This is a genomic window from Dyadobacter sp. SG02 (assembly GCF_900109045.1).
In the GTDB taxonomy this organism is placed as follows: Bacteria; Bacteroidota; Bacteroidia; order Cytophagales; family Spirosomataceae; genus Dyadobacter.
This window is the reverse complement of record NZ_FNYL01000001.1, coordinates 752,955-775,025: the sequence shown is the minus strand read 5'-3', so window position 1 is coordinate 775,025 and position 22,071 is coordinate 752,955. Positions and strand designations below refer to the sequence as shown.

18 protein-coding genes are annotated in these 22,071 nt (G+C 49.1%); 10 read left to right on the top strand and 8 right to left on the bottom strand.

Going from position 1 to position 22,071, the window contains the following annotated elements; translation table 11 throughout:
• The first annotated feature begins 27 nt into the window (after nt 1-27).
• Together BMW93_RS03205 and BMW93_RS03200 are read left to right on the top strand one after the other, a co-directional pair.
• Nucleotides 28-696: a hypothetical protein gene (locus BMW93_RS03205; protein ID WP_090373720.1), complete on the top strand. Its 669-nt coding sequence runs from the start codon at nt 28-30 to the stop codon at nt 694-696.
• Between the two features lie 12 nt (nt 697-708).
• Nucleotides 709-3,141 (top strand): ABC transporter permease, encoded by a 2,433-nt coding sequence (locus tag BMW93_RS03200; RefSeq protein ID WP_090373719.1) that lies wholly within the window; start codon nt 709-711, stop codon nt 3,139-3,141.
• Here the strand turns inward: BMW93_RS03200 and BMW93_RS03195 are convergent, their stop codons facing one another.
• Together BMW93_RS03195 and BMW93_RS03190 are read right to left on the bottom strand one after the other, a co-directional pair.
• Nucleotides 3,142-3,555 carry a PIN domain-containing protein gene (locus BMW93_RS03195; RefSeq protein ID WP_090373718.1) on the bottom strand — a complete coding sequence of 138 codons (414 nt, stop codon included), beginning with the start codon at nt 3,553-3,555 and terminating at the stop codon, nt 3,142-3,144.
• The gene (locus tag BMW93_RS03190; RefSeq protein WP_090373717.1) at nt 3,545-3,784 is read right to left on the bottom strand and encodes a hypothetical protein; all 240 of its coding nucleotides are present in this window, start codon (nt 3,782-3,784) and stop codon (nt 3,545-3,547) included. The genes BMW93_RS03195 and BMW93_RS03190 overlap by 11 nt, the downstream gene beginning before the upstream one ends.
• Nucleotides 3,785-3,866: 82 nt before the next feature.
• On the opposite strand from BMW93_RS03190, the gene BMW93_RS03185 reads away from it, so the two are divergent.
• From BMW93_RS03185 to BMW93_RS03170, 4 genes are all read left to right on the top strand, one after another.
• Nucleotides 3,867-6,227 (top strand): ABC transporter permease, encoded by a 2,361-nt coding sequence (locus BMW93_RS03185; protein ID WP_090373716.1) that lies wholly within the window; start codon nt 3,867-3,869, stop codon nt 6,225-6,227.
• A 14-nt stretch (nt 6,228-6,241) separates the two neighbouring features.
• A complete protein-coding gene (locus BMW93_RS03180) occupies nt 6,242-8,626 on the top strand; it encodes an ABC transporter permease (protein WP_090373715.1) in 2,385 nt (794 codons plus the stop codon).
• Between the two features lie 210 nt (nt 8,627-8,836).
• Nucleotides 8,837-11,293, top strand: a complete 2,457-nt coding sequence (locus BMW93_RS03175; RefSeq protein WP_090373714.1) for an ABC transporter permease — start codon at nt 8,837-8,839, stop codon at nt 11,291-11,293.
• Between the two features lie 24 nt (nt 11,294-11,317).
• Nucleotides 11,318-13,732, top strand: coding sequence for an ABC transporter permease (locus BMW93_RS03170; RefSeq protein WP_090373713.1), 2,415 nt, complete (start codon nt 11,318-11,320; stop codon nt 13,730-13,732).
• 3 nt (nt 13,733-13,735) lie between these two features.
• Here BMW93_RS03170 and BMW93_RS36185 read toward each other — a convergent pair whose 3' ends face one another.
• Both BMW93_RS36185 and BMW93_RS03160 read right to left on the bottom strand, forming a co-directional pair.
• Complete coding sequence (locus tag BMW93_RS36185) at nt 13,736-13,927, bottom strand: type II toxin-antitoxin system VapC family toxin (RefSeq protein ID WP_090373712.1); 192 nt, start codon at nt 13,925-13,927, stop codon at nt 13,736-13,738.
• Nucleotides 13,927-14,148 (bottom strand): DUF2281 domain-containing protein, encoded by a 222-nt coding sequence (locus BMW93_RS03160; RefSeq protein ID WP_229240157.1) that lies wholly within the window; start codon nt 14,146-14,148, stop codon nt 13,927-13,929. The genes BMW93_RS36185 and BMW93_RS03160 overlap by 1 nt, the downstream gene beginning before the upstream one ends.
• Before the next feature lie 40 nt (nt 14,149-14,188).
• Between BMW93_RS03160 and BMW93_RS03155 the strand changes: the two genes are divergently transcribed.
• A complete protein-coding gene (locus BMW93_RS03155) occupies nt 14,189-16,603 on the top strand; it encodes an ABC transporter permease (RefSeq protein ID WP_090373711.1) in 2,415 nt (804 codons plus the stop codon).
• Nucleotides 16,604-16,686: 83 nt separating this feature from the next.
• Complete coding sequence (locus BMW93_RS03150; RefSeq protein ID WP_090373710.1) at nt 16,687-19,062, top strand: ABC transporter permease; 2,376 nt, start codon at nt 16,687-16,689, stop codon at nt 19,060-19,062.
• Between the two features lie 8 nt (nt 19,063-19,070).
• Here BMW93_RS03150 and BMW93_RS03145 read toward each other — a convergent pair whose 3' ends face one another.
• On the bottom strand, nt 19,071-19,463 hold the full coding sequence (locus BMW93_RS03145) for a type II toxin-antitoxin system VapC family toxin (protein ID WP_090373709.1): 393 nt from the start codon (nt 19,461-19,463) through the stop codon (nt 19,071-19,073).
• A complete protein-coding gene (locus BMW93_RS03140; RefSeq protein ID WP_090373708.1) occupies nt 19,464-19,673 on the bottom strand; it encodes a DUF2281 domain-containing protein in 210 nt (69 codons plus the stop codon). It abuts the gene before it with no gap.
• A gap of 206 nt (nt 19,674-19,879) precedes the next feature.
• On the opposite strand from BMW93_RS03140, the gene BMW93_RS03135 reads away from it, so the two are divergent.
• A complete protein-coding gene (locus BMW93_RS03135) occupies nt 19,880-20,251 on the top strand; it encodes a hypothetical protein (protein ID WP_090373707.1) in 372 nt (123 codons plus the stop codon).
• Between the two features lie 37 nt (nt 20,252-20,288).
• On the opposite strand, the gene BMW93_RS03130 is transcribed toward BMW93_RS03135, so the two are convergent.
• Nucleotides 20,289-20,780, bottom strand: coding sequence for a hypothetical protein (locus BMW93_RS03130; protein WP_090373706.1), 492 nt, complete (start codon nt 20,778-20,780; stop codon nt 20,289-20,291).
• Nucleotides 20,781-20,790: 10 nt separating this feature from the next.
• On the bottom strand, nt 20,791-21,342 hold the full coding sequence (locus BMW93_RS03125; protein WP_090373705.1) for an RNA polymerase sigma factor: 552 nt from the start codon (nt 21,340-21,342) through the stop codon (nt 20,791-20,793).
• Nucleotides 21,343-21,501: 159 nt separating this feature from the next.
• Here BMW93_RS03125 and BMW93_RS03120 point away from each other — a divergent pair, with 159 nt between their 5' ends.
• A complete protein-coding gene (locus BMW93_RS03120; RefSeq protein ID WP_090373704.1) occupies nt 21,502-21,843 on the top strand; it encodes a DUF6249 domain-containing protein in 342 nt (113 codons plus the stop codon).
• Nucleotides 21,844-22,071 lie beyond the last annotated feature (228 nt).

Sequence of the window (22,071 nt, the reverse complement as noted above, 5' to 3'; positions counted from 1 at the left end):
AGTTTGAACAATATGCCAAATCTAACCATGAAGAAAATCCTAACCATCCTGTTGGCCGGCGTAAGTACGCTGGCCATTGCCCAGAAAAGGGCTTACCTGAGCAGAAGCATCGATGATGATGGTATAAAGCTCTCCATTAAAGTATCCGGAACGCTGGACGGCAAAGAAGTTGACATCAATAAGTCTTTCGATGTGGAAGGAATGAGCCAGGAAGACCGCGAGGCATTGCGCGATAAAGTATTGTCTTCCATCGCCGAGGGCAATCTCGAACTGCCGGCTCCTAAGACACCCTGTAATGAATCGGTTGCCGTAGCATCTCCGAAGCCGAAACATAAACCTAGGCGGCCGGAACCACGGATAGCGCCCGCACCCGACGCCGCGGTTGCCGAACCGTCGGCCGATGAACCGGAAACGATGGCGTTCTCCTCCAATGAAATGAATGCAGAGATGATCTCGTCCGGTAAAGGGTTTATCAAGGAACCTGCTTCAAAAGCTCCAAAGGATTTTTCCAGAAGTGTACGCTACAATTCCGAAACCGGTGAAATGTTTATCAAATACAGGTTCACGAAGGACGGAGACGAGTATATCTACGAAAAGACCGTGAATGCCGCAGAGAAATCGGAGAAAGACCGGCAGCGGATCGTCGAAAATTTTGAACGTGAAATGGGCCTGCCTGGAAATGGCATGGAGATGTAAAAGCTTGAAGTAATGCTGAAAAACTATCTGAAAATTGCCTGGCGGAATCTGCGTAAACACAAGTTTTACACGTTTCTGAACATATTCGGTTTGTCCCTTGGGCTGGCGAGTTGCCTGCTCATTACGTTGTATGTGGTGGACGAGCTCAGCTACGACCGCTCCTTCGCGAACGCCGACCGTATTTTCCGGATCAATGCAGATATCCGTTTCGGCGGTGCCGACATGGCGCTGGCCGTGGCGCCGGACCCTTTGGCATTTACTTTAAAAAAGGATTACCCGCAGATCGAACAGGTAGTTCGGTTGCGTGAAAACGGCAGCCAGCTTGTACGACGGGCGGATGCGGCCGATAACCTGAAAGAAGATCGCGTTTTCTACGTCGACTCGACATTCTTCCAGGTTTTCTCAGTGCCCCTGCTGCAAGGCGACCCGAACACGGCATTGCGCAATCCGCAAACCGTGGTAATCTCGGAAACGGACGCCCGGAAATACTTTGGCGACGCCAATCCGATGGGTAAGGCATTAATGGTGGACAACAGCGTTACGTATACAGTCACCGGCGTCATGCGGGACATACCCGCGCAATCGCACATGCGTGATGTGAATATGCTCCTTTCCATGAGCTCGACCGAGGAAAGCAGGAGTAATGCGTGGGGTAGCCATAATTTCAACACGTATATTCTGTTCCGCGAAGGAATTAACGCAAAGCAGTTTGAGAAGAATTTTGAAACTGTTTTGCAGAAATATACCTCCAAATGGATCAAAACCTTTTTGGGCTCGACGCTGGATGAAGTCAGGAAGTCGGGGAATTACCTGGTTTATACCTTAATGCCGCTTGCGGATATCCATTTGCATTCGGACCGCACGGCGGAGATTAATGCAAACGGAAATATCCAATATGTCTACATTTTCGGCGTAGTCGCTATTTTCCTGCTGGCCATCGCCTGCGTCAACTTCATGAACCTCGCCACGGCGCGTTCGGCCAACCGGGCGAAAGAAGTGGGCGTACGCAAAGCATTGGGTTCCGAGCGGTCATCTTTGGTAAGCCAGTTCCTGACCGAATCAGTGATGCTGAGCTTTTTCTCGCTCGTACTCGCGATGCTGATCGCCTACCTTGCATTACCGCTATTCAACAATCTGGCGAACAAGCAAATCCAGTTCCCGATCACGAACGTGTGGTTCTGGTCGGTGATGCTGCTTACCGGCGGGATAGTTGGTGTGCTTGCCGGCAGTTATCCCGCATTCTTCCTTTCGGCCTTCCAGCCATTGAAAGTCCTGAAAAACACGATCCAGCTCGAAGGCAAAATGAGCGGTTACCTCCGCAACGCATTGGTAGTATTCCAATTCGTCATTTCGGTAATGCTGATCGTCGGAACGGGCGTTATTTATCGTCAGCTCAACTACATTCAAACCAAGAAGCTCGGGTTCAATAAGGATCAAATGCTGATCGTGAACGATGCTTATGCATTGGATAACCAGGTAAAATCATTCAAAGAGCAGGTTCTGCAACTCCCGAACGTGGAAAGTGCCACGGTTACCAGCTTCCTGCCGACACCTTCTTCCCGTACCGATCACACCTTTTTCCCGGTCGGCCAAATGCAGCAGGACAAGGGCCTGAATATGCAGAAATGGTCTGTGGATTATGATTTTGTAAAAACAATGCAGCTTCAAATCGCGAGCGGACGTGCTTTTGATCAAACATTTCCCTCCGACTCTACGGGCATTGTCATCAACGAGGCCGCAGCAAAAGTGCTGGGATACGCCGATCCGATCGGTAAGAAGATATTCGGTTACGAAGACGCCGCATTAACGAAGCGAGTCGACTATACCATCATCGGAGTGGTGAAAAACTTCCATTTCGAATCGCTCAGAAGGAACATAGGCGCATTGAGCCTGATCCTTTATAAAAGCTCCGGCTCGGTAGTATTCCGTATGAAAGGCGGTGATGCGCCGCGTACCGTGGAGCAGGTAGAGGCGCTTTGGAAGAAAATGGCACCTGGTCAGCCATTCAATTACAAATTCATGGATCAGGATTTCGACAACGTCTATCGCAGCGAGCAGCGCGTTGGGCAGATATTCATCACCTTCGCAACGATTTCCATCATTATCGGTTGCCTCGGATTGTTCGGCCTGTCGGCATTTACCGCCGAGCGCCGCACGAAGGAAATCGGCGTGCGCAAAGTACTGGGCGCAAGTGTTACGAACATCGTAGCATTGCTTTCGAAAGAATTTATCAAACTAATCCTTATAGCCATTGTAATCGGCAGCCCGATCGCCTGGTTCGGTATGAACCACTGGCTAAGCGATTTCGCCTACCACGTCGACCTCGCCTGGTGGATGTTCGCTGCCGCGGGATTGCTGGCCATCATCATTGCATTGCTCACAGTAAGTTTTCAAAGTGTAAAAGCCGCGCTGATGAACCCGGTGAAGTCGTTGAAGTCGGAGTAATTATTGTGGTTGAAGGAAAGGATTGATAATATTAAGTTTCCCTTCTATTAATTGATTGTGTTGTAAATCTTCGGAATAGAGGGTATTGCAACCGGCCGCAAGTGTAGAAGATATAATAATGCTGTCGAAGATCTGAAAATCATATTTTTTCAGAATGTAATACGAATGGTCAAGTATATCCTGATCAACCGAGACAATCTGACAACGATCGAAAACGCGGTTGCATTTAAATAATACTTCCTTTTTGGGAAGTTTCATTAGGCGTTTTGTCACATTAATGAATTCCGAGACAACCTGCGTGCTGATGATTGGGTTTAATGCAATTATGCTTTCGCTGACATGTCTTTTTGCCTGATCGCTGGAATCATACAGATACAATAAAACATTAGTTTCCAGCGCAAAGTTAGTCGTCATAATTGTTAGCCTCGTCGCGGTTAAATTTGAAGTTGCTCAGGTCCACGCGGTAATCTTTAAAAATTGCCCTGATCGCTTGCATTCTTTGGTCTTTTTCAAGCTCTGTAAGCACCCGCGGCGCTTTTACTTCGGATGCGACCACTTCTATTTCCTTCCCAATCATTTCTTCGGGAAGTGTTAAAGTGAAGGTTGTGCTCGTCGGGACAATAATTTTTCTGACCAGTTCCATAGCATTTGAGTTTACAGACAATCAAATATATCCAATAACACTATCTACATCCTATTTATTCCACAACCAATGAACAAACGGTATGCTTAGAAATTATCTGAAAATCGCCTGGCGGAATTTGTTGAAAAACAAGATGTTCAGCTCCATTAACATTCTTGGGCTGGCGCTGGGGATGGCTTGCAGCTTGCTGATTATGCTTTGGGTGCAGGACGAGATCAAAATGGACCGGTTCCACGAGAACGATGCCCGGCTTTATTCGGTGATGGAGAACCAGCACTATTCCGGGGAGATCAATACGTTTGCCGCTACGCCCGGGATTTTGGCGGAGAATATTGTGAAAGATATTCCGGAAATCGAAAAGGCCAGCCAGGTACTTTGGGAACTATCACCGGTTTTGAAAGCAGGTAATGTGTTTGATAATGAGAAGGGCCGCTATGTACAGGGGGATTTCCTGACGATGTTTTCGTTCAAACTCAAACACGGCGATGCGCGAACGGCCCTGAAACGCCCCGACGGCATTGTGATTTCCCAAAAACTGGCCGATAAATACTTCAAAGGCCAGGACCCGATGGGAAAGGCCATGCGCGTGGATAATAAGGACGACGTCGTGGTCACCGGCGTGCTGGAAGAAATCCCGCGGTATTCTTCTATGAAATTCGATTTCATGATGAGCTACGACCGGTGGATTAAAGGTGCTGCCTGGGCGAAGGAATGGGGTAACAATGGTCCGCGCTGCGCAGTGTTGCTGGCTAAAAATGCCGATATCAATAAAGTTAATGCAAAGATCAAGGGTTATATCAAAACCAAAAACAAGGACAGCAACGTAGACCTTTTCCTGATCAATTACGGAGAATCGTATCTGTACTCGAACTGGGAAGCGGGCAAGCAGAACGGCGGACGCATCGAGTATGTGCGGATGTTTACGATTGTGGCAGTATTTATTCTGATCATCGCCTGCATTAATTTCATGAACCTCGCAACTGCACGCTCGGTGAAGCGTGCGAAGGAGGTTGGATTGCGCAAAGTTGTCGGGGCTTATAAAACGAGCCTGATCGCGCAATTTATGGGCGAATCTATCCTCATTACTTTACTTGCGCTGGTGGTTTCGATTGCGATTGTACTCGCATTGCTGCCGGGCTTCAACTCGCTGACCGACAAGCAGCTTTCACTCGATTTTCTGGACCCGGCATTCCTGCTGCTGCTCCTGGTGCTGACATTAATCACCGGCCTGATTGCCGGCAGCTACCCCGCACTATTCATGTCGTCGCTCAACCCGGTAACCATTTTGAAAGGGGCTTTGAAGTTCAAGCCGACTGCTACCTATTTCCGGCAGGGGCTGGTGGTGTTCCAGTTCGGGCTATCGATTCTGCTGATCCTTTCGATGATCGTCATTTACCGGCAGATAGATTTTATACAGCATAAGAACCTCGGTTTCAGCCAGGAAAACCTGCTTTATATTCCGGACATTGAAAATACCATGAGCACCAATTTCGATGCATTCAAGCAGGCGCTTGAAGCGGAGCCGGGCATTAAGTCGGTCGCGCGGTCGCAGGCGAGCCCGCTCGCGTACGGGAGCTCTACCATGGGTGTAAGCTGGCCCGGGAAGGATACGACCAAGCAGTTGCTTTTCAATGTGAACCCGGTAGGTTTCAATTTTATCGAGACAATGGGCATCAAGCTCCTCGACGGTCGCGATTTCAGTCCTTCGTTCGGAACGGATACTTCGAATTACCTGGTGAACGAGGCGGCTGCGAAGAAGATCGGGTATAAAGATCCCGTTGGAAAGGAACTGACGATGTGGGGGAAGAAAGGCAAGATCATCGGTTTGATGAAGGACTTTCACATCGGTTCCCTGCATGTGGCGATTGAACCTTTGATTATCAATCTGCAACCCAAAAAAGAAGCATGGGGCTCCGGGCTGGTACGTGCAGAGGCTGGAAAGACGAAACAGGCCATCGAAAGCCTGGAAAAAGTCTTCCGGCGATATAATTCCGGTGTACCTTTCAAATACCATTTTGCCGACGAAGAGTTCGGAAACCTCTACAAGGCCGAAACGGTCGTGAGCAAGCTCTCCAACTACTTTGCATTCCTCGCCATTTTCATTTCCTGCCTGGGGTTGTTCGGCCTCGCGGCATTTACAGCCGAACAGCGGACGAAGGAGATCGGCGTTCGAAAGGTGCTGGGAGCGAGTATTTCCAATCTGGTAGGTATGCTCTCGGCCGACTTCCTGAAACTGGTAGGCATTTCGGCGATCATCGCATTTCCCGTCGCCTGGTATTTCCTGAACGGGTGGCTGGAAAAATATGCCTTCCGGATCGAAATGGAATGGTGGTATTTCGCCGTCGCAGGTGTGGCAGCGCTGTTGATCGCCCTGTTTACGGTAAGCTTCCAGGCGATCAAGGCCGCGCTGATGAATCCGGTGAAATCGTTGAAATCTGAATAAACAGCCATCTAGCCATGTTAAAAAACTATTTCAAAATCGCCATCCGAAATCTCACGAGGAACAAGGTTTTCTCGGTGATCAATATTGCCGGCCTGTCGCTGGGGCTCACGTGCTGCATGCTCATTGTTTTGTATACGAAAGACGAAGTGAGTTTCGATCGCTTTCAGAAAAACAAGGACCAGCTGTACCGGATAATGGTTACCAGCAAGGGAGAGACCGAAACCCGTACATTTGGAAGTACGAACGCCATTCACGGCCCCACTTTCAAGCAGGATATTCCTGAGATCCGGGAGGTAATACGGGCGCAGAGCAATTCATTTGTCGTTAAAAAAGGGAATGAAGTCTTGAAAGAGGATATTCTGTTCGCAGACGCGCCTTTTTTCTCGGTTTTTTCCATGCCGCTGCTTTCCGGCGATCCCAAAACGGTGTTGTCGGATATTCACTCCATCGTCTTGAGCGAGGATCTGGCTGAAAAGTATTTTGGTACAAAGAATGCGGTAGGGCGGACCATGCAACTGAAAATCGGGGATGGGTTTGAACCGTTTATCGTATCCGGCGTGGCGAAGCGTTGCCCGCAAAACTCTTCCGTCCAGTTTGATGCAGTATTGCCTTTTGCATACCAGGAGGCAAAAGGCTGGACGGACAAGGAATGGATGGGTTTTTACATGAATACTTTTGTATTGTTACACGAAAAGGCTGATTATCATGCGGTCGTGAATAAGATGAACCAGGTTTCGAAGAGCAAGGTAACCGCGGAGGCCAGCGAAGGGCGCGAGATCCGGAACCAGATTGTCTTCGATCTGATGCCTTTCCTCGATATGCATTTGCAAAGCTCCGACGGCGACCTGCACAATGGTCTCGACCACGCCAGCAGCCCGATCTATTCCTACATTCTGTCAGGTATCGCCATTTTTATCCTGTTGATCGCCTGCATTAATTTCGTAAACCTCACGGTGGCGCGCTCGCTCAATCGGGCAAAGGAAATCGGTGTGCGGAAAGTGGTGGGCGGGCTGAGAAAACAGCTGATATACCAGTTTCTGGGTGAGTCGTTTTTGCTTTCCTTCCTGGCATTTGCGCTCGCTATCGCCCTTACGCAAATCGTGTTGCCGGTTTTCAACGACCTGGCTAATAAACAACTCTCGCTTTCGTATTTGCTCGATACCGGGCTGATATCGGGTTATATCGCATTGTTTTTCATGACGGGACTGGTTGCAGGTGTATATCCTGCGCTCGTACTGTCGGGTTTTAGCCCGGTGCAGACGCTCTACAACCGCACGAAGCTTACCCGTAAGAATTACCTGACGAAAGGGCTTGTCATCTTCCAGTTTGCATTGTCGGTGTGCCTGGTGATCGGAACTATTGTGATTTATTCTCAATTCAAGTACCTGACAAACAAAGACCTGGGTTATAACGATAAGAGCCTGGTGAGTTTCAGTCTGGGTCGGGGAGGGCCGGATAGGGAGGTAATGGAAGTGGTCCGGAATGAGTTGAAGAATACTGCCGGGATAGCATCGGTGGCGGCATTCAATGGTAATTATAATAGTACTATTGCGAAAGTAGAGGGGCGTGAGATCGGCTTTGGCTACATTGGGGTGAGCGACGAGTTCCTGCCTGCATTGCAAATCCCGGTGCTCAAAGGCCGGAATTTCTCCAAAAGCTTCTCGACGGATCCCGAAGAGTCGATTGTCGTGAACGAAGCATTCGTGAAGCGCGCCGGACTGAAAAACCCGATCGGGCAGGAGGTGAATTTTGAGTGGAAGAACAAAAAGATGAAGATCATCGGCGTGATCCGCGATTATCATTATGCTTCGTTGAAAGACACCATCAATCCATTGATATTGACCCAGGACCCGAATTACCGCATCAGTACCATCTTCGCAAAACTCGACAGTAAGGACACTCCGGCGACGATCAAAGCGATCGAAAAGATTTTCAGAACCCATATCAAAAACCTGCCTTTTGAATACAAATTCGAAGACGAGGCGAACCTGAGACGGTACGAGTCCGAAGCGAAATGGAAACAGATGATCACGCTCGCAGCGGTATTATCGATTTTTGTATCCTGCATCGGCTTGTTCGGTCTGGCGACATTCAATGCCGAGACACGCGTGAAGGAGATCGGCATCCGCAAGGTGCTGGGCGCGTCGGTAGCGAGCATTACCGCGCTGCTTTCGATGGATTTTGTCAAACTCGTCGTCATATCGATCATCATCGCATTGCCGATTGCCTGGTACGGCGCGAATCTGTGGTTGCAGGATTTCCCTTATCGCGTGCCGATGTCATGGTCGTATTTCGCCTGGGCGGCGGTATTAGCCATTGCCATTGCGGTCTTTACGGTAAGTTATCAGAGTATTCGCGCGGCGATGCTGAATCCGGTAAAGAGCTTGAAGACGGAATAGCAGGAGGAACAAATGGACTGGTAGTGTATCAAGACCCTTGCCACTAAACTAATCCCGCTTTACAATATTGAACAAGAGTGTCCAGTTTCGGACACTCTTGTTGGTTTATGAATGATTTAATTAATTGATTTTGAGTCACTTGATTAAGTGTTGAATGCGCTGGTACAATTATTCATTCCAAAACTCACGGAATGCAATCCATGACCAGCCATGATCAAAAACTATCTGAAAATTGCTTGGAGAAATGTCTTGAAAAATAAGATGTTCTCCGTTATTAATGTCTTCGGCCTGTCGGTCGGGATGACTTGTTGCATGCTCCTGCTGCTTTACATTCTGAGCGAGGTTTCGTTCGATAAGCATCAGGAGCATGTCAATGATTTGTATCTGGTTCGCTCGGAGAATGTGCAGCCGAATGGGGAGAAAATGGATAATCCCCGTGCGCCGGCGCCTTACGCGTACGCGCTGAAAGCCGAATATCCGGAAGTGGTGCAGGTGACGCGTCTATGGCAGAATTTTCTCGAAGATAAGGCATTGCTGACGATAGAGCAGCCCGGAAAAGACCCGCTATCATTCTACGAACCCAAAGGCACGCACGTCGATTCGACGTTTTTTGATGTTTTTACCTACCAATTCCTGGAAGGCGACCGGCGTACGGCAATGGCCGATCCGCATTCGATCGTGCTTTCCGACGTCCTTGCCCGAAAGTTGTTCGGCAACGAATCCGCATTGAACCGCACGGTGAAAGTGGGCGGAAAGACAGGCCACAACGACAATTTCAAAGTAACCGGCGTATTCCGCGATGAAACCGCCCGTTCCCATATCGATGCGCACTATTTCGTGTCATTCAAAGTAGGCTGGATCGGCGATTACCTCCGGCAGCCTGATCATGATTTCACGAGTAACAATATGTTCTATCACTATCTGCGCCTCCGGCCGGGTACCGATGCTTCGGCGTTTCAGGCGAAATTGCCTGCATTCATCGACAAATATGCCCGGAAGGATCTCAAAATCGCGGGATACGATAAAACGCTCGTATTGCTTGCCGTTCGGGATATTCACCTTTTCAGTCAGATCGATCGCATTGTGTCGGCCACTACGAGTTCGACCTATTTGTACGTGCTGGCGTGTATTGCGGTATTTACATTGCTGATTGCCTGCATTAATTTCATGAACCTCGCGACTGCACGTTCGGCGAAACGGGCCGCCGAGGTAGGCATGCGCAAAGTCATGGGCGCGGGCAAGGGTAGCCTGGTCGGGCAGTTCCTGGGCGAATCTATGGTACTGACGTTCCTTGGCCTCGCGATTGCGATGGCGCTTGTGGTGTTGCTATTGCCATTCTTCAACCAGTTAGCCGACAAATCCCTTGATGTAAATGATCTCCTGCAACCGAAAATCGTCGGCGGGTTTGTACTTCTGGCATTGATCACGGGCTTGCTCGCCGGAAGTTATCCGGCGTTTTATTTGTCGGTATTTAATCCGCTGGATGTGATCAAGGGCCGGTTCGTGAACTCGGTATCGGCTACGACGCTGCGTCGTGGGTTGGTGGTGTTCCAGTTTGTGATTTCGATCGGTTTGGTGGTGGCGACGATCGTTATTCAGGGGCAGATCCGGTTTATGAAAGATCAGCCGCTGGGCTTTACGAAAGACCAGCAGATCGTGATCCCGTTTCGTAGCCAGGAGTCACGGCAGGCCTACACGGCATTGAAAAACGAACTTTTGCAGGACAGCCGGATCACCGCCGCATCGGGAACGGGCTATTACCCGGGTATTCTCAATCCGAGCGATATGTCGGTATACCTGCCTGGTCAGACAGTAAATGACGACAATCTGATCAAAACCAACTGGGTAGCCCCCGATTTCATGGAAACGATGGGCTTCAAGCCGGTCGCAGGCCGCATGTTCTCGAAGGAATTCCCGGCGGATACGAACTATAAAATCGTAGTGAACGAGGCCACACTTCGCAAATTTAACGTGCCGCTGGACAAAGCGGTTGGGCAGAAATTCCTGTTCAATAACGGCGGCGATACACCGGGCTCCGTGGAGGTGGTCGGTGTTGTGAAGGACTTCCATTATCAGGATTTACACAAAGTCATAGAACCATATGCCTTCTTCCTGAATATGGACCCGAGCTATAACTACATGATCGCCCATATCAACGGCAGGGACGCGGCTGCGGCGCTGCCATTTATTGAAAGCAAATGGAAATCACTCGTACCGGACGAACCTTTTTCCTACACATTCCTGGATGAGGATTTTCAGAAAAATTACGCGGCCGACGCGCGTACTTCCAGGCTGGTCAATGCATTTACCATCATTTCCATCCTGATTTCCTGCCTCGGATTGTTTGGTCTGGCCGCATTTGCCGCCCAGCAGCGTATCAAGGAAATAGGTGTACGAAAAGTGCTGGGGGCATCGGTAACGAACATCGTAGGGCTGCTATCGGGCGACTTTGTCAAACTTGTGATCGTTTCCATCCTCATAGCCACGCCGCTTACCTGGTACCTTATGAACCGCTGGCTCGACGATTTTGCGTATAAAATCAGTCTGCAATGGTGGATGTTCGCCGGGGCAGGTGCATTGGCGGTGATTATCGCATTGCTCACCGTGAGTACCCAGGCTATCAAAGCGGCCGTTACGAATCCGGTGAAATCGTTGAAAAGTGAATGACCGCCGATCATAATCATAAAAGCCATGTTCAGAAACTACATCAAAATCGCGTTGCGTAACCTTTGGAAGAGCAAGGGTTACGCTTTTATCAATATCCTCGGGCTCTCGGTTGCTTTTTGCGTGAGTGTCTTTCTGTTCCTGACGGCCTATTTCGCGCTGTCTTACGACGACTTTCATGCCGATAAAGACCGGATTTATGAGCCCTATCTCTTCTCCAATGATCCCGAGGGTGTGGGGCGTTCCGCCTCGATGCCGTTTCCGATCACACCCGCATTGAAGGCTGAATATCCCGATATTGAGGGCATTGCGCGGGTCGTCAACGGGTCGGATGTGATAGAATACAAGGGCAAATACCTTGATAAGAATATCAAATTCACAGAGCCGGATTTTTTCAAAATCTTCTCATTCCCATTCAAGCAAGGCAGTGCGCAAACCGCTTTGCAGGACCTGAGCAGTATCGTGATCACCGAGCACATGGCCAAGGCCGTTTTCGGAGCTGAAAATCCGATGGGCAAGCGCATTCGATTGGGATTGGAAGAAAACAAGAAGGAATATGTAGTGGGCGGTGTCCTGGCGGACTTTCCGGAAAACTCCTCTTTGCAATTCGACGCGTTCATACGCAGCGAGAATGTGAATGGTTATCAGCAGCAAAAGGACCAGTGGGATGCATTTTCTCACAACATTTTCCTGAAACTGAAACCCGGCGTCGATAAGCTTGCATTTGAAAAGAAGCTGAAACCTTTCACAGCCAAATATTTCGGAGAAACGATTGCCAAGCTTAAAAAGAAAGGTGCCAAGCCGGATGAACGAGGAGATCTGTATGCGCTTCGCCTTCAAAAGTTGGAAGATATTCACTTTAACCGTGAGATTTCCGGAGGCAAGGAAGGCTCATTGATCTATGCATTGATGGGTATCGGCATTTTCATTTTGCTGATCGCCTGTATCAACTTCATCAACCTGAACGTCGCGCGTTCGTTTATCCGCGCACGTGAGGTAGGCGTGCGTAAGTCGCTCGGTGCGTTGAAGCAGCAGCTTTTTATCCAGATTTGGGGCGAAGCAGGGGTTGTTTGCTTTCTCGGCTTCCTGGCAGGCGTGGTCTTATCCATACTGTTGTTACCGGCTTTTAATGCAACATTCAGGTCCAAACTGACGCTGGAATACATTTTCGAACCGGACAAGATTGCGTTGCTGGTCGGGCTCTTTTTGTTTGTTACGCTCGTTGCGGGTGGTTACCCCGCATTGCAAATGTCGAAGTTCAATGCGGTGGAGGTGTTAAAAGGAAAGGTATCGCTCAAAAAGCCTGGCCTGTTGCGCAACTCATTGATTGTCGCCCAGTTTGCATTGTCAAGCCTGCTTATTTGCTGCACGATTATCGCGGTGCAGCAGGTCGATCACCTTCGTAAGCAACCGCTGGGTTTTCAGAAAGAAGAAGTGATCAGTATTCCGGTAGGGAGCAAGGTTAATGGACAGACGGCGCTGCGCAGAATGCGTAACAGCCTCGCCAACGATCCGAATATCGTGAGTATCACCGGCTCGGGCGTGAACCTGGGAGTGGGCGCCGACCGAAGCAGTTCCCGTAGTTCCATTGGTTTTACATTCAAGGAACGCGAAGTGGAAACCGACTGGCTTCACATTAGTTATGATTACCTCAAAACACTACATATCAAACTGATCGATGGGCGGGAGTTTGACCCGGCCTATCCGACTGACTCCATGGGAAGGGTTATCATCACGGAAAGCATGGCCAAAGCGATCGGTGAAAAGGACCCGGTCGGCAAGTTCTTCCAGACCGACACGGCGGGTATCAAGCACCAGATCATCGGCGTCGTTCCTGATTTTAACCTGTATTCGTCTAAATCCGAGAAAAAACCGATTACAATGTACCTTTCTCATACCGAAGGAATCGGATACATTTTCGTGCGCGTTACGCCGCAAGGCCTGGCGTCTTCGATGGAGAAGTTGAAAAACGTTTGGAAAGAAATTACGCCGGAATCGGAGTTTATCGGCTCATTTTTGGATGAAAATACGAACAACTGGTACAAAGAGGAGGAGCGGCTTTCACAGATTTTCAGCCTGGCATCCGCGGTCGCGGTGATATTGTCGTGCCTCGGCCTCTTCGCCGTCGCATTGATCGTCATGGAGCAGCGCACGAAGGAAATCGGTGTCCGCAAAGTGCTCGGCGCGAGCATTGGGAGCCTGGTGTTCGTTTTATCTAAGGATTTTGTCAAACTGGTCCTCATCTCGATCCTGATCGCCACGCCGGCAGCCTGGTATTTCATGCAGCTATGGCTCGATAACTATCCGTACCGCATTGAAATCAGCCCGCTGGTGTTTGTTGGGGTGGGTGCGGCCGCGGTGCTCGTAGCCGTGGCAACCGTGAGTTTCCAAAGCATTAAGGCCGCGCTGATGAACCCGGTGAAGTCGCTGCGGAGCGAGTAGCTGTCAGTTTAAGATGCCAACCGTGAATTGAGGGAGTTTGCCAAGTTTCAATTTGATCGATATTTCAATCAAGCTGATCGGGCTAATGAATAATGTATTCAGTGGATTTTCGAGGATATTTCGGATTGGTGCTTTTAGATGTGGATGGTCTTCCAGAGACCAGATAGCGATTTGGGTATCCAGGAGGTATTTCATTAAAACATATAGTCGTTTAAGTCGTCCAATGGATCATTAAAGTTATCAGGAGTTCCGACCTTCCCTTTTAAGCTGCCAAGTCGACGCTTCGGGTGGATCGCTTCTTCCATTTCTTCCAGGAACGTTACGACAATCTTCGATCTCTTTTGAATCGCGGGAATTTCATCCAATGTGATTTTCCCGTTTTCATAAACTCCGCTAACCGACGTCAACATTGCCATATATCATTTGATTGTATTCAAAAATAGAAAATAAGGTGCCATGATCAAAAACTATCTGACAACCTCGTTCAGAAACCTTCGCCGTAACTGGAATTTTACCTTGATTAATGTTACCGGGCTTACTATGAGCCTGGCGTGTTGCCTGCTGATCTTTTTTACGGTCCGGTATGAACTCAGTTTTGACAGCCATCACAAGCAGTCCGATCGTATTTACCGGCTCCTCAACCACAGCATCGAGGATGGGGAAAAGGGTTTCAATGCCGGGATTCAGCTGCCGGCCCTGGCGGCGCTGCGTAACGATTATCCCGAGATTCGCGATCAGGTTACGTGTACATATGGTCTGCGGGAGACGTTGATCACGGTTACACAGGGCTCGGAAAAGAAGAAGTTTTCAGATCCGGGCTACAATATCGCATTCATCGGCCCGGAATATTTCCGGATGTTCGATTATAAATGGCTGAAAGGCTCGCCTTCGCAAGCGCTGAAAAATCCGGGTTCCGTGGTGCTCACGGAAGGGCAGGCTTCGCGGTTTTTCGGAAATGCCGATCCGATCGGAAAGAGTATACGTGTGAGAAACCAGATGAATTTCGTGGTAACGGGCATAGTTGCCGATCCGCCGGCGACGACTAACCTGCCTTTTACGACCATGCTTTCCTTTGCATCGTTGAAGGAATTTGGCGCATTTACCAACTGGGACGATTGGGTTTCGACCTACGGAGGCGGCCAGGTGTATCTCATGCTGCCCGAAAACGTGAGCAAAGCGCAGTTCGAGAAACAATTATTGGCATTCAACAAAAAATACAGGGAGCCGAAGGACGATGCGAAAGTAAAATTCGTCCTGCAACCGTTGATGGATATTCATTTTGCCACCAAAACCGGCAACTATGCCAGCCGCTCGATCAGCAAGGGGATGATCTGGGCCATGTCGCTGGTCGGGATATTTATCCTGATCACGGCCTGTGTGAACTTTGTGAACCTCGCCACCGCGCAGGCGTTGCGCCGCTCGCGCGAGGTGGGCGTACGCAAGGTACTGGGGAGCACGCGTGGGCAGTTGTTGCGCCAGTATTTCTCTGAAACCGGGATTATAACAGTGCTTTCGGTAATTCTCGCATTGGTTTCGGCGCAGTTGCTGTTGCCTTACATTGCGAATGTCCTCAATATTCAGACGCGCGACGTCGTGTTTTTTCAGGACCCGGCTGTTCTGTTGTGCTGTGTGATATTGACGGTCGCTACCACTTTCCTGGCGGGTTTTTACCCGGCACTGGTCGTTTCGGGTTACCAGCCGATCCTGGCATTGAAAGGAAAAATGCGCACGGCCGGAAGCGGCCAATCCAATTTGCGTAAAGGCCTGATCGTGCTCCAATTCTCGATTTCGCAGGTAATACTCATCGGAACATTGATCGCTTACAGCCAGATGAAGTATTTCAGCACGCTCGACCTGGGTTTTGAAAAGGACGAAATCGTGACGATCGCGATCCCCGACCAACCGGAAGGCAAGCTGGAAACATTGCGTGACGAGGTCCGTGCGATACCGGGCGTGAAGTCCGTCGCTTACAGCGCATTTACACCCATGTCGAGAAGCAATTGGCAGACGGGTTTCAAATACGAGAACGACGCGGAGTTCCTGGATTTCGAGGTGGTAATGCGTCCGGCCGATACGGCCTATTTCAATACTTACGGGCTGAAAATGGCGGCGGGGAGAATGTATTTGTCTGCCGACACGATCCGAGAGTATGTGGTAAACGAAGCATTTGCCCGAAAGCTGGGCTTCAAAAACCCGGAAGGCATTATTGGTAAAAGGCTGGCAATCGGAGGAAGTGACGTAAAACTCCCGGTGGTTGGTGTGGTGAAAAACTTCAATACCTATACCTTGCACCAGGAGATCATTCCGTGCGTAATGACCACCATGCGTAATAATTATGGAACATTAAGTATAAAACTGGATAAAAATGCCGGGCTGGAACAAATCACTAAAATTGAAAAGCTTTGGGCGACCACTTTTCCGGATTTTTTATTCAAATACAGCTTCTACGATCAGACGCTCGACAGCTTCTACGAGAAGGAAGCCAAGTTCTTCTCGCTCTTCAAAATCCTGAGTTTCATCGCGATCTTCATTGGCTGCCTGGGCCTCTACGGTGTCGTAGCATTCATGGCCGAATCGCGTACGAAGGAAATGGGTATCCGTAAGGCCATCGGGGCGTCGGCGATGAACATTTTCGGGCTGTTCTCCATCGATTTTATCAAACTCGTGGTGATTGCGCTGGTCATTGCATCGCCTATCGCATGGTATTTCATGAATGAATGGTTGCAGGATTTCAGCTATAAGGTGAGTATCAGTTGGTGGCTTTTCGTAGTGGCGGGCCTCGCTGCGGTACTGATAGCGCTTGTCACCGTCAGCTTTCAGAGTATCAAGGCTGCGATGACGAACCCGGTGAAAGCATTAAGAAGTGAATAATCAGATGCTTGCAGATGCAACCAGCAGGCTGGTTTTTACATCTTTCGCGAAATGCATTCCAAACGTTCATATCTGACCCGGCCATGATCAAGAATTACCTGACAATCTCGCTCCGAAATCTTCTTAAAAACAAAGTTTACTCCCTGATCAACATCGTCGGACTGGCGGTAGGGATCGCCGTCACGATGCTGATCGGGCTGTGGGTTTGGGATGAATTATCCTACAATAAATACCACAAAAACTACGATCGCGTCGTGCAGGCGTGGATCAGCCAGACCTTCAACGGGCAAACCGGAACCGGTACCGCGGTATCGATCCCGTCGGTAACGGAAATGGCGACCAAGTATTCGGCGGATTTTAAATATACCGCACTGGCTTCCTGGAATTTCGGGCATTTGCTGGCCAACGGCGACAAGAAGATTAATAAATCGGGGATGTGGGCGCAGCCGTCGTTTCCGGAAATGCTGGGCCTGAAAATGATCCGTGGCGATTACAGCGCATTGAAGAGCCCGGGCTCGGTGGTGATTTGCGAGTCGCTGGCGAAGGCCCTGTTCGGTGATAAAGATCCTCTCAACAAAACCCTCAAACTCGATATCAAGAAGGATGTGAAAGTGACGGGCGTTTATGAGGATATTCCGTTCAATTCGAGTTTCAACGAGCTGTACCTGATCCTGCCGTGGAACGACTATCTGCAAGCCGAGGGCTGGGTGAAGGACGCGCAAACGCAGTGGGGTAACCACTCTTTCCAATGGTTTGCGCAGGTGGCCGATCATGCGGAGATCGCGTCCGTTTCGCGCAAAATCCGGGATGTAGAAATGCCGCACGCATTCTCTAAAACCGACAAGCCGCAATATATGCTTCACCCCATGGGCCGCTGGCACCTCTATTCCGATTTCAAGGACGGACGGAATATTGGCGGGCGCATTCAGTTTGTGTGGCTTTTTGGCATTATCGGGACGTTTGTATTGCTTTTGGCCTGTATCAATTTCATGAACCTGAGTACAGCGCGGTCGGAGAAGCGGGCCAAGGAAGTAGGTATCCGCAAGTCGATCGGCTCGCTGAAAAGCCAGTTGGTATTCCAGTTTCTGAGCGAATCGTTCCTGGTGGTGATGTTCGCGCTGGTACTGGCGATCCTGATCGTACTCATTTCGCTACCAGCATTCAACGACCTCGCAGGCAAGCATGTGAAGTTTCCGTTTTTCTACTGGCAATTCTGGCTGGTGCTGATCTTCTTCGCGTTGTTCACTGGACTGGTTGCGGGGAGCTATCCGGCGTTCTATTTGTCGTCGTTCAATCCGCTATCGGTATTGAAGGGTACATTCAAAGTCGGGAAATATTCGGGGGTGCCGCGTAAGGTCATGGTAGTGGTGCAGTTTACAGTTTCCATTACGCTCATTATCGGTACGATCATCGTATTCCAGCAGATCCAGCATGCCAAAAACCGGCCGGTAGGTTACAACCGTCAGGGGCTTCTGCAAATCAATATCTCGCCCAATTTGTGGGGTAAATACGATCCTATTCGCAACGACCTACTGAAAACCGGGAGCGTGTACGAAATGAGTGAATCGTCGAGTCCCACCACAGGCATTTACTCCAACCAGATCGGGTTCGAATGGGAGGGATTGGAACCGGGCTCCGTGCCATTGTTCGGCACGATTGCCTGTACGCACGATTTTGGGAAAACCATCGGCTGGAAAATCATCGACGGCCGCGATTTTTCCAGGGATTTCTCCACAGACAGCGCCGGATTCATTCTCAACGAATCGGCCGTCAAGCTCACCGGCCTCAAAGATATTGTCGGCAAAACCATCCGTTACAATGGCAAACCGCATCACGTCGTAGGCGTGATCAAGGATATGGTGATGCAATCGCCCTACGAACCGGCGGTACCCACCATTTTTATGCTGAAATACGATTGGGCGAACCTGATCAACGTCAAGCTCACGCCGGGAGCGCCGGTTGACAAGGCTTTGAAGAAAGTAGAAGCTGTTTTCCGCAAGCACGATCCCGACTCGCCGTTTGAATTCAAGTTTGCCGACGAAGAATACGATGCCAAGTTCAGGGCCGAGGAACGGATAGGAAAGCTGGCGCGGGTGTTTGCGGTGCTCGCGGTATTTATTTCCTGTCTGGGGCTGTTTGGATTGGCAGCCTATACCGCTGAGCAACGCACAAAGGAAATCGGCATTCGCAAGGCTCTGGGCGCCAGCGTCGCGCAGATGTGGGCGATGCTTTCCAAAGAATTTGTATATCTGGTCATCATTTCCTGTGTCATCGCGTCGCCTATTGCGCTATATTTCCTGCACGACTGGCTGGAAAAATACCAATACCATATCCAGCTAAGCTGGGTCGTTTTCGTCGTGGCGGCGCTGCTGGCAGTTGCGATCACGCTGCTTACCGTAAGTTTTCAGGCAATTAAGGCGGCATTGATGAATCCGGTGAAGTCGTTGCGGAGCGAATGAGTTTTTCTTTACCAGAGGACTTGTGCTGCCGGATACAGTGCAAATTTCGGGTCGTTTGATACAATGCTGAGGTGTTCTTGAATCGCTGTTGCAATTATCAAACGGTCGAATGGATCGCGGTGTTCTTGGATGAATGGTAGACTTTGGTAAGCTTTCAGTTGGGGTGCATTTATGTCTATGGTCAATATACCGTTTTTCGAAGCTTGTGTAAAAGCTATATCGATAGGGTCCGCAAGCGAAAGTTTTCCGATTTTCGCCTTGATTGACATTTCAAACCAACTGATGGCATGTATATAGACGTCATTGCTTAAATCTTCCATGAGAGATTTGGCCTTCGGTGAGAGTCTGGGGCTGTCTTCAAGAAACCAAATCAGAGAGTGTGTGTCCAGTAATACTTTCATCTACATATATTCTTTCAAATCGTCCAGTGGTTCGTTGAAATCGTCTGACATGTGAATTCTACCCTTAAGTGCTCCCGCCTGACGTTTTTTTAGCGGGCTTGCCACTTTTTCGGGGAATGTAACTGTGACTTCCGTACGCGAATGTACAGGCGGCGTTCCTATGAGCGTCACCTTACCGTCTTCATAAATTCCTTTAATTGTAGTTAACATTTCTTTTATAGCTTGACCTATTCCAAATTTAAAAACAAAAGAAAGTTATAGCAATTCTATCCAGCCTGCGGCAGCCGTTCGTCGATCAAAAGCGGGTGGCCGTCTACTGGTAGTGACATTTCGCAGATTGTGTTTCCAGTGCGTTAAACTTGGGGGCGAAAAGTGCCTCTAAAAGACATAAACAAACAATTTAAATACTGGAAACCATGAAAAAGATCATTTTCGCCATCGCTGCAATCGTTACTTTCTCAGCCGGAAATACTTTCGCTCAGCGCTATAACAGACCCAACCCTGCCGTGATCGACGCCCGCGCCGACAATGCCGGAGAAGAGTTCAAAATCAATAAGCTGGACGAGATCGTGAAGCTGAGCCGCAAGCAGGAAAACCAGATCAAAAAGATCGAAAACAAATATGATCGTCTGACCGGTAAAAACCAGAGATACCATACCTATCAGGGCATGAAGAGACTGGAAGAGGAGAAGCAAAAAGAAATCCTGGCCGTGCTGACACCCGCACAACGCCAGCGTTTGTTCGCTTATCAGCAACGTTTCGATAACCGTTACAACCGCAGAGGATAACCGATTGGAAAGATAGCCATAAACGAACGGCCAGGTCTCAGGATCTGGCCGTTTTATTGAACAAAACCAACCTGTTTCGAAGGAAATAGTCGAGCATCACCAGGGAGGATAGCCCGATGATCGTAAGCGTGATCGGCTGCGGTACGGCAAATTTCTGACTGAAAAGCCGGGCAGACATTATCCGCGCATTGAGCTCACTGAAAAATGCGGATTGCGGCTCATTGCCGGGCAGGAAGAAGCAGGCGACGATCAATGCCGCCCAGGCCGCTGCGATCCAGTACCATATCTGCCTTGAAATGACCGGTTTAGGTGCGGCGACTGGCTGGTTGGCCATGATCTGCGCCATAACCGCTTTGCCAAACGCAGGGGAAGTTACATCGACGGCACTGGTTTGCACCACGGCACGAAATGCGGCTTCCTCGCGCACACTCTGCATAACAACCCGCGTGAACACGTCCGAAGGCGAGTCCGCACCGGTTTCGTCTATCAGTTTTTTGAAATGCGCTTCCTGTTTATCGTCTGACTCCATAATACCTGCATTATAACAAAAACTGCAATTCTTTGCCCAAAACTTTCCTGGCCCTGAACAATTTGATTTTTACATTGCTATTCGTGAGTCCGGTAATCTGCTCGATCTCCTCGATCGTACTGTCGTCCAAATAATACAATGTGATCACCAGCGCTTCGATCTTTGGTAAACGGTTGATCGCATCCTTCACAAACTGCTCGCGCTCACGTGCCTGCAATGCTTCGAAAGGCGGCGGGCTGTATGCATAATGGTAATTTTCTTCAAAATCGTCGTCCATACTTTGCAATGCGAGCCGCGGTTGCTGCAATTTCGAAACGGCCGTCCGGTAAACGATCGTGTAAAGCCAGGTAGAGAATTTGGATTTGCCTTCAAAGCTGCCGATTTGCATGTAAGCCTTTACGAAACTTTCCTGCGCTGCGTCCTCGGCATCCCGGGCATCGGGCAGGATTTTCTTCGCAATGGTAAATGCCATGTTTTTATACTTTTCGACCAGATAAGTATAGGAGGCCAGGTTGCCCTGCTTTACGTTTTCAATATGGACCCGGTCGTCTTGGTTTTTCATGCATTTCATGGCTCGCGTGTCCATATGACAGTACCGCGGGCGCACCGGTTACAATTTTCCGCAATTTTATTTTGCAAAAATTTTTTTAGAAAAACTGTAACCTCCAATGCATCGTCGCTGTCCAATGGGTAACATTCGAAATTTAACCAACTTTTAGTCATGAACGGTGTTCTCATTGCAGTAGCGGCTTTTATGGGCATTTTCGGGATCGTGTACGTTTACCTGATGACACGTCATCGCGAACGTATAGCCCTGATCGAGAAGGGGGCCGACGCTTCTATTTTTAGCGATAGAAGCCAGTCATATTATCCGACGCTCAAATTCGGGATGCTTTTTGTGGGCATTGCGCTCGGTATGCTGATGGGCAATTGGCTCGATAATACCTATGATTTCAACGACGGAATTGCCTATATGTCCATGGTCTTTCTCTTTGGAGGCATCAGCCTTATCCTGAATTTCCTGATTGAAAGATATCTGAACCAGTCTAAGTCCGTGGACTAGCGATTAAGCCTTACCGGTCATCCTTATTATTCCGCCGTTTATCACTTAGTGCGAAAAATCAGGCATAGTACCTTGCATCACAAAGTACCTTCCAATACATTTGTAATATCAAATTTAGGTTAGTCTGTATTAGTATATTAATTTAAAATTTATATTTAAGTAATTAATATATTAACTACTGTCTGAAAGAGCCCAAAATCTCTTGCCAGAATTCCTATGCCCATTCGA

Bases quoted from the DNA above. Each gene is read 5' to 3' on its own strand.
- BMW93_RS03205 (WP_090373720.1), top strand. From the start codon at position 28: ATGAAGAAAATCCTAACCATCCTGTTGGCCGGCGTAAGTACGCTGGCC.
- BMW93_RS03200 (WP_090373719.1), top strand. From the start codon at position 709: ATGCTGAAAAACTATCTGAAAATTGCCTGGCGGAATCTGCGTAAACAC.
- BMW93_RS03195 (WP_090373718.1), bottom strand. From the start codon at position 3,555: ATGACGACTAACTTTGCGCTGGAAACTAATGTTTTATTGTATCTGTAT.
- BMW93_RS03190 (WP_090373717.1), bottom strand. From the start codon at position 3,784: ATGGAACTGGTCAGAAAAATTATTGTCCCGACGAGCACAACCTTCACT.
- BMW93_RS03185 (WP_090373716.1), top strand. From the start codon at position 3,867: ATGCTTAGAAATTATCTGAAAATCGCCTGGCGGAATTTGTTGAAAAAC.
- BMW93_RS03180 (WP_090373715.1), top strand. From the start codon at position 6,242: ATGTTAAAAAACTATTTCAAAATCGCCATCCGAAATCTCACGAGGAAC.
- BMW93_RS03175 (WP_090373714.1), top strand. From the start codon at position 8,837: ATGATCAAAAACTATCTGAAAATTGCTTGGAGAAATGTCTTGAAAAAT.
- BMW93_RS03170 (WP_090373713.1), top strand. From the start codon at position 11,318: ATGTTCAGAAACTACATCAAAATCGCGTTGCGTAACCTTTGGAAGAGC.
- BMW93_RS36185 (WP_090373712.1), bottom strand. From the start codon at position 13,927: ATGAAATACCTCCTGGATACCCAAATCGCTATCTGGTCTCTGGAAGAC.
- BMW93_RS03160 (WP_229240157.1), bottom strand. From the start codon at position 14,148: ATGGCAATGTTGACGTCGGTTAGCGGAGTTTATGAAAACGGGAAAATC.
- BMW93_RS03155 (WP_090373711.1), top strand. From the start codon at position 14,189: ATGATCAAAAACTATCTGACAACCTCGTTCAGAAACCTTCGCCGTAAC.
- BMW93_RS03150 (WP_090373710.1), top strand. From the start codon at position 16,687: ATGATCAAGAATTACCTGACAATCTCGCTCCGAAATCTTCTTAAAAAC.
- BMW93_RS03145 (WP_090373709.1), bottom strand. From the start codon at position 19,463: ATGAAAGTATTACTGGACACACACTCTCTGATTTGGTTTCTTGAAGAC.
- BMW93_RS03140 (WP_090373708.1), bottom strand. From the start codon at position 19,673: ATGTTAACTACAATTAAAGGAATTTATGAAGACGGTAAGGTGACGCTC.
- BMW93_RS03135 (WP_090373707.1), top strand. From the start codon at position 19,880: ATGAAAAAGATCATTTTCGCCATCGCTGCAATCGTTACTTTCTCAGCC.
- BMW93_RS03130 (WP_090373706.1), bottom strand. From the start codon at position 20,780: ATGGAGTCAGACGATAAACAGGAAGCGCATTTCAAAAAACTGATAGAC.
- BMW93_RS03125 (WP_090373705.1), bottom strand. From the start codon at position 21,342: ATGAAAAACCAAGACGACCGGGTCCATATTGAAAACGTAAAGCAGGGC.
- BMW93_RS03120 (WP_090373704.1), top strand. From the start codon at position 21,502: ATGAACGGTGTTCTCATTGCAGTAGCGGCTTTTATGGGCATTTTCGGG.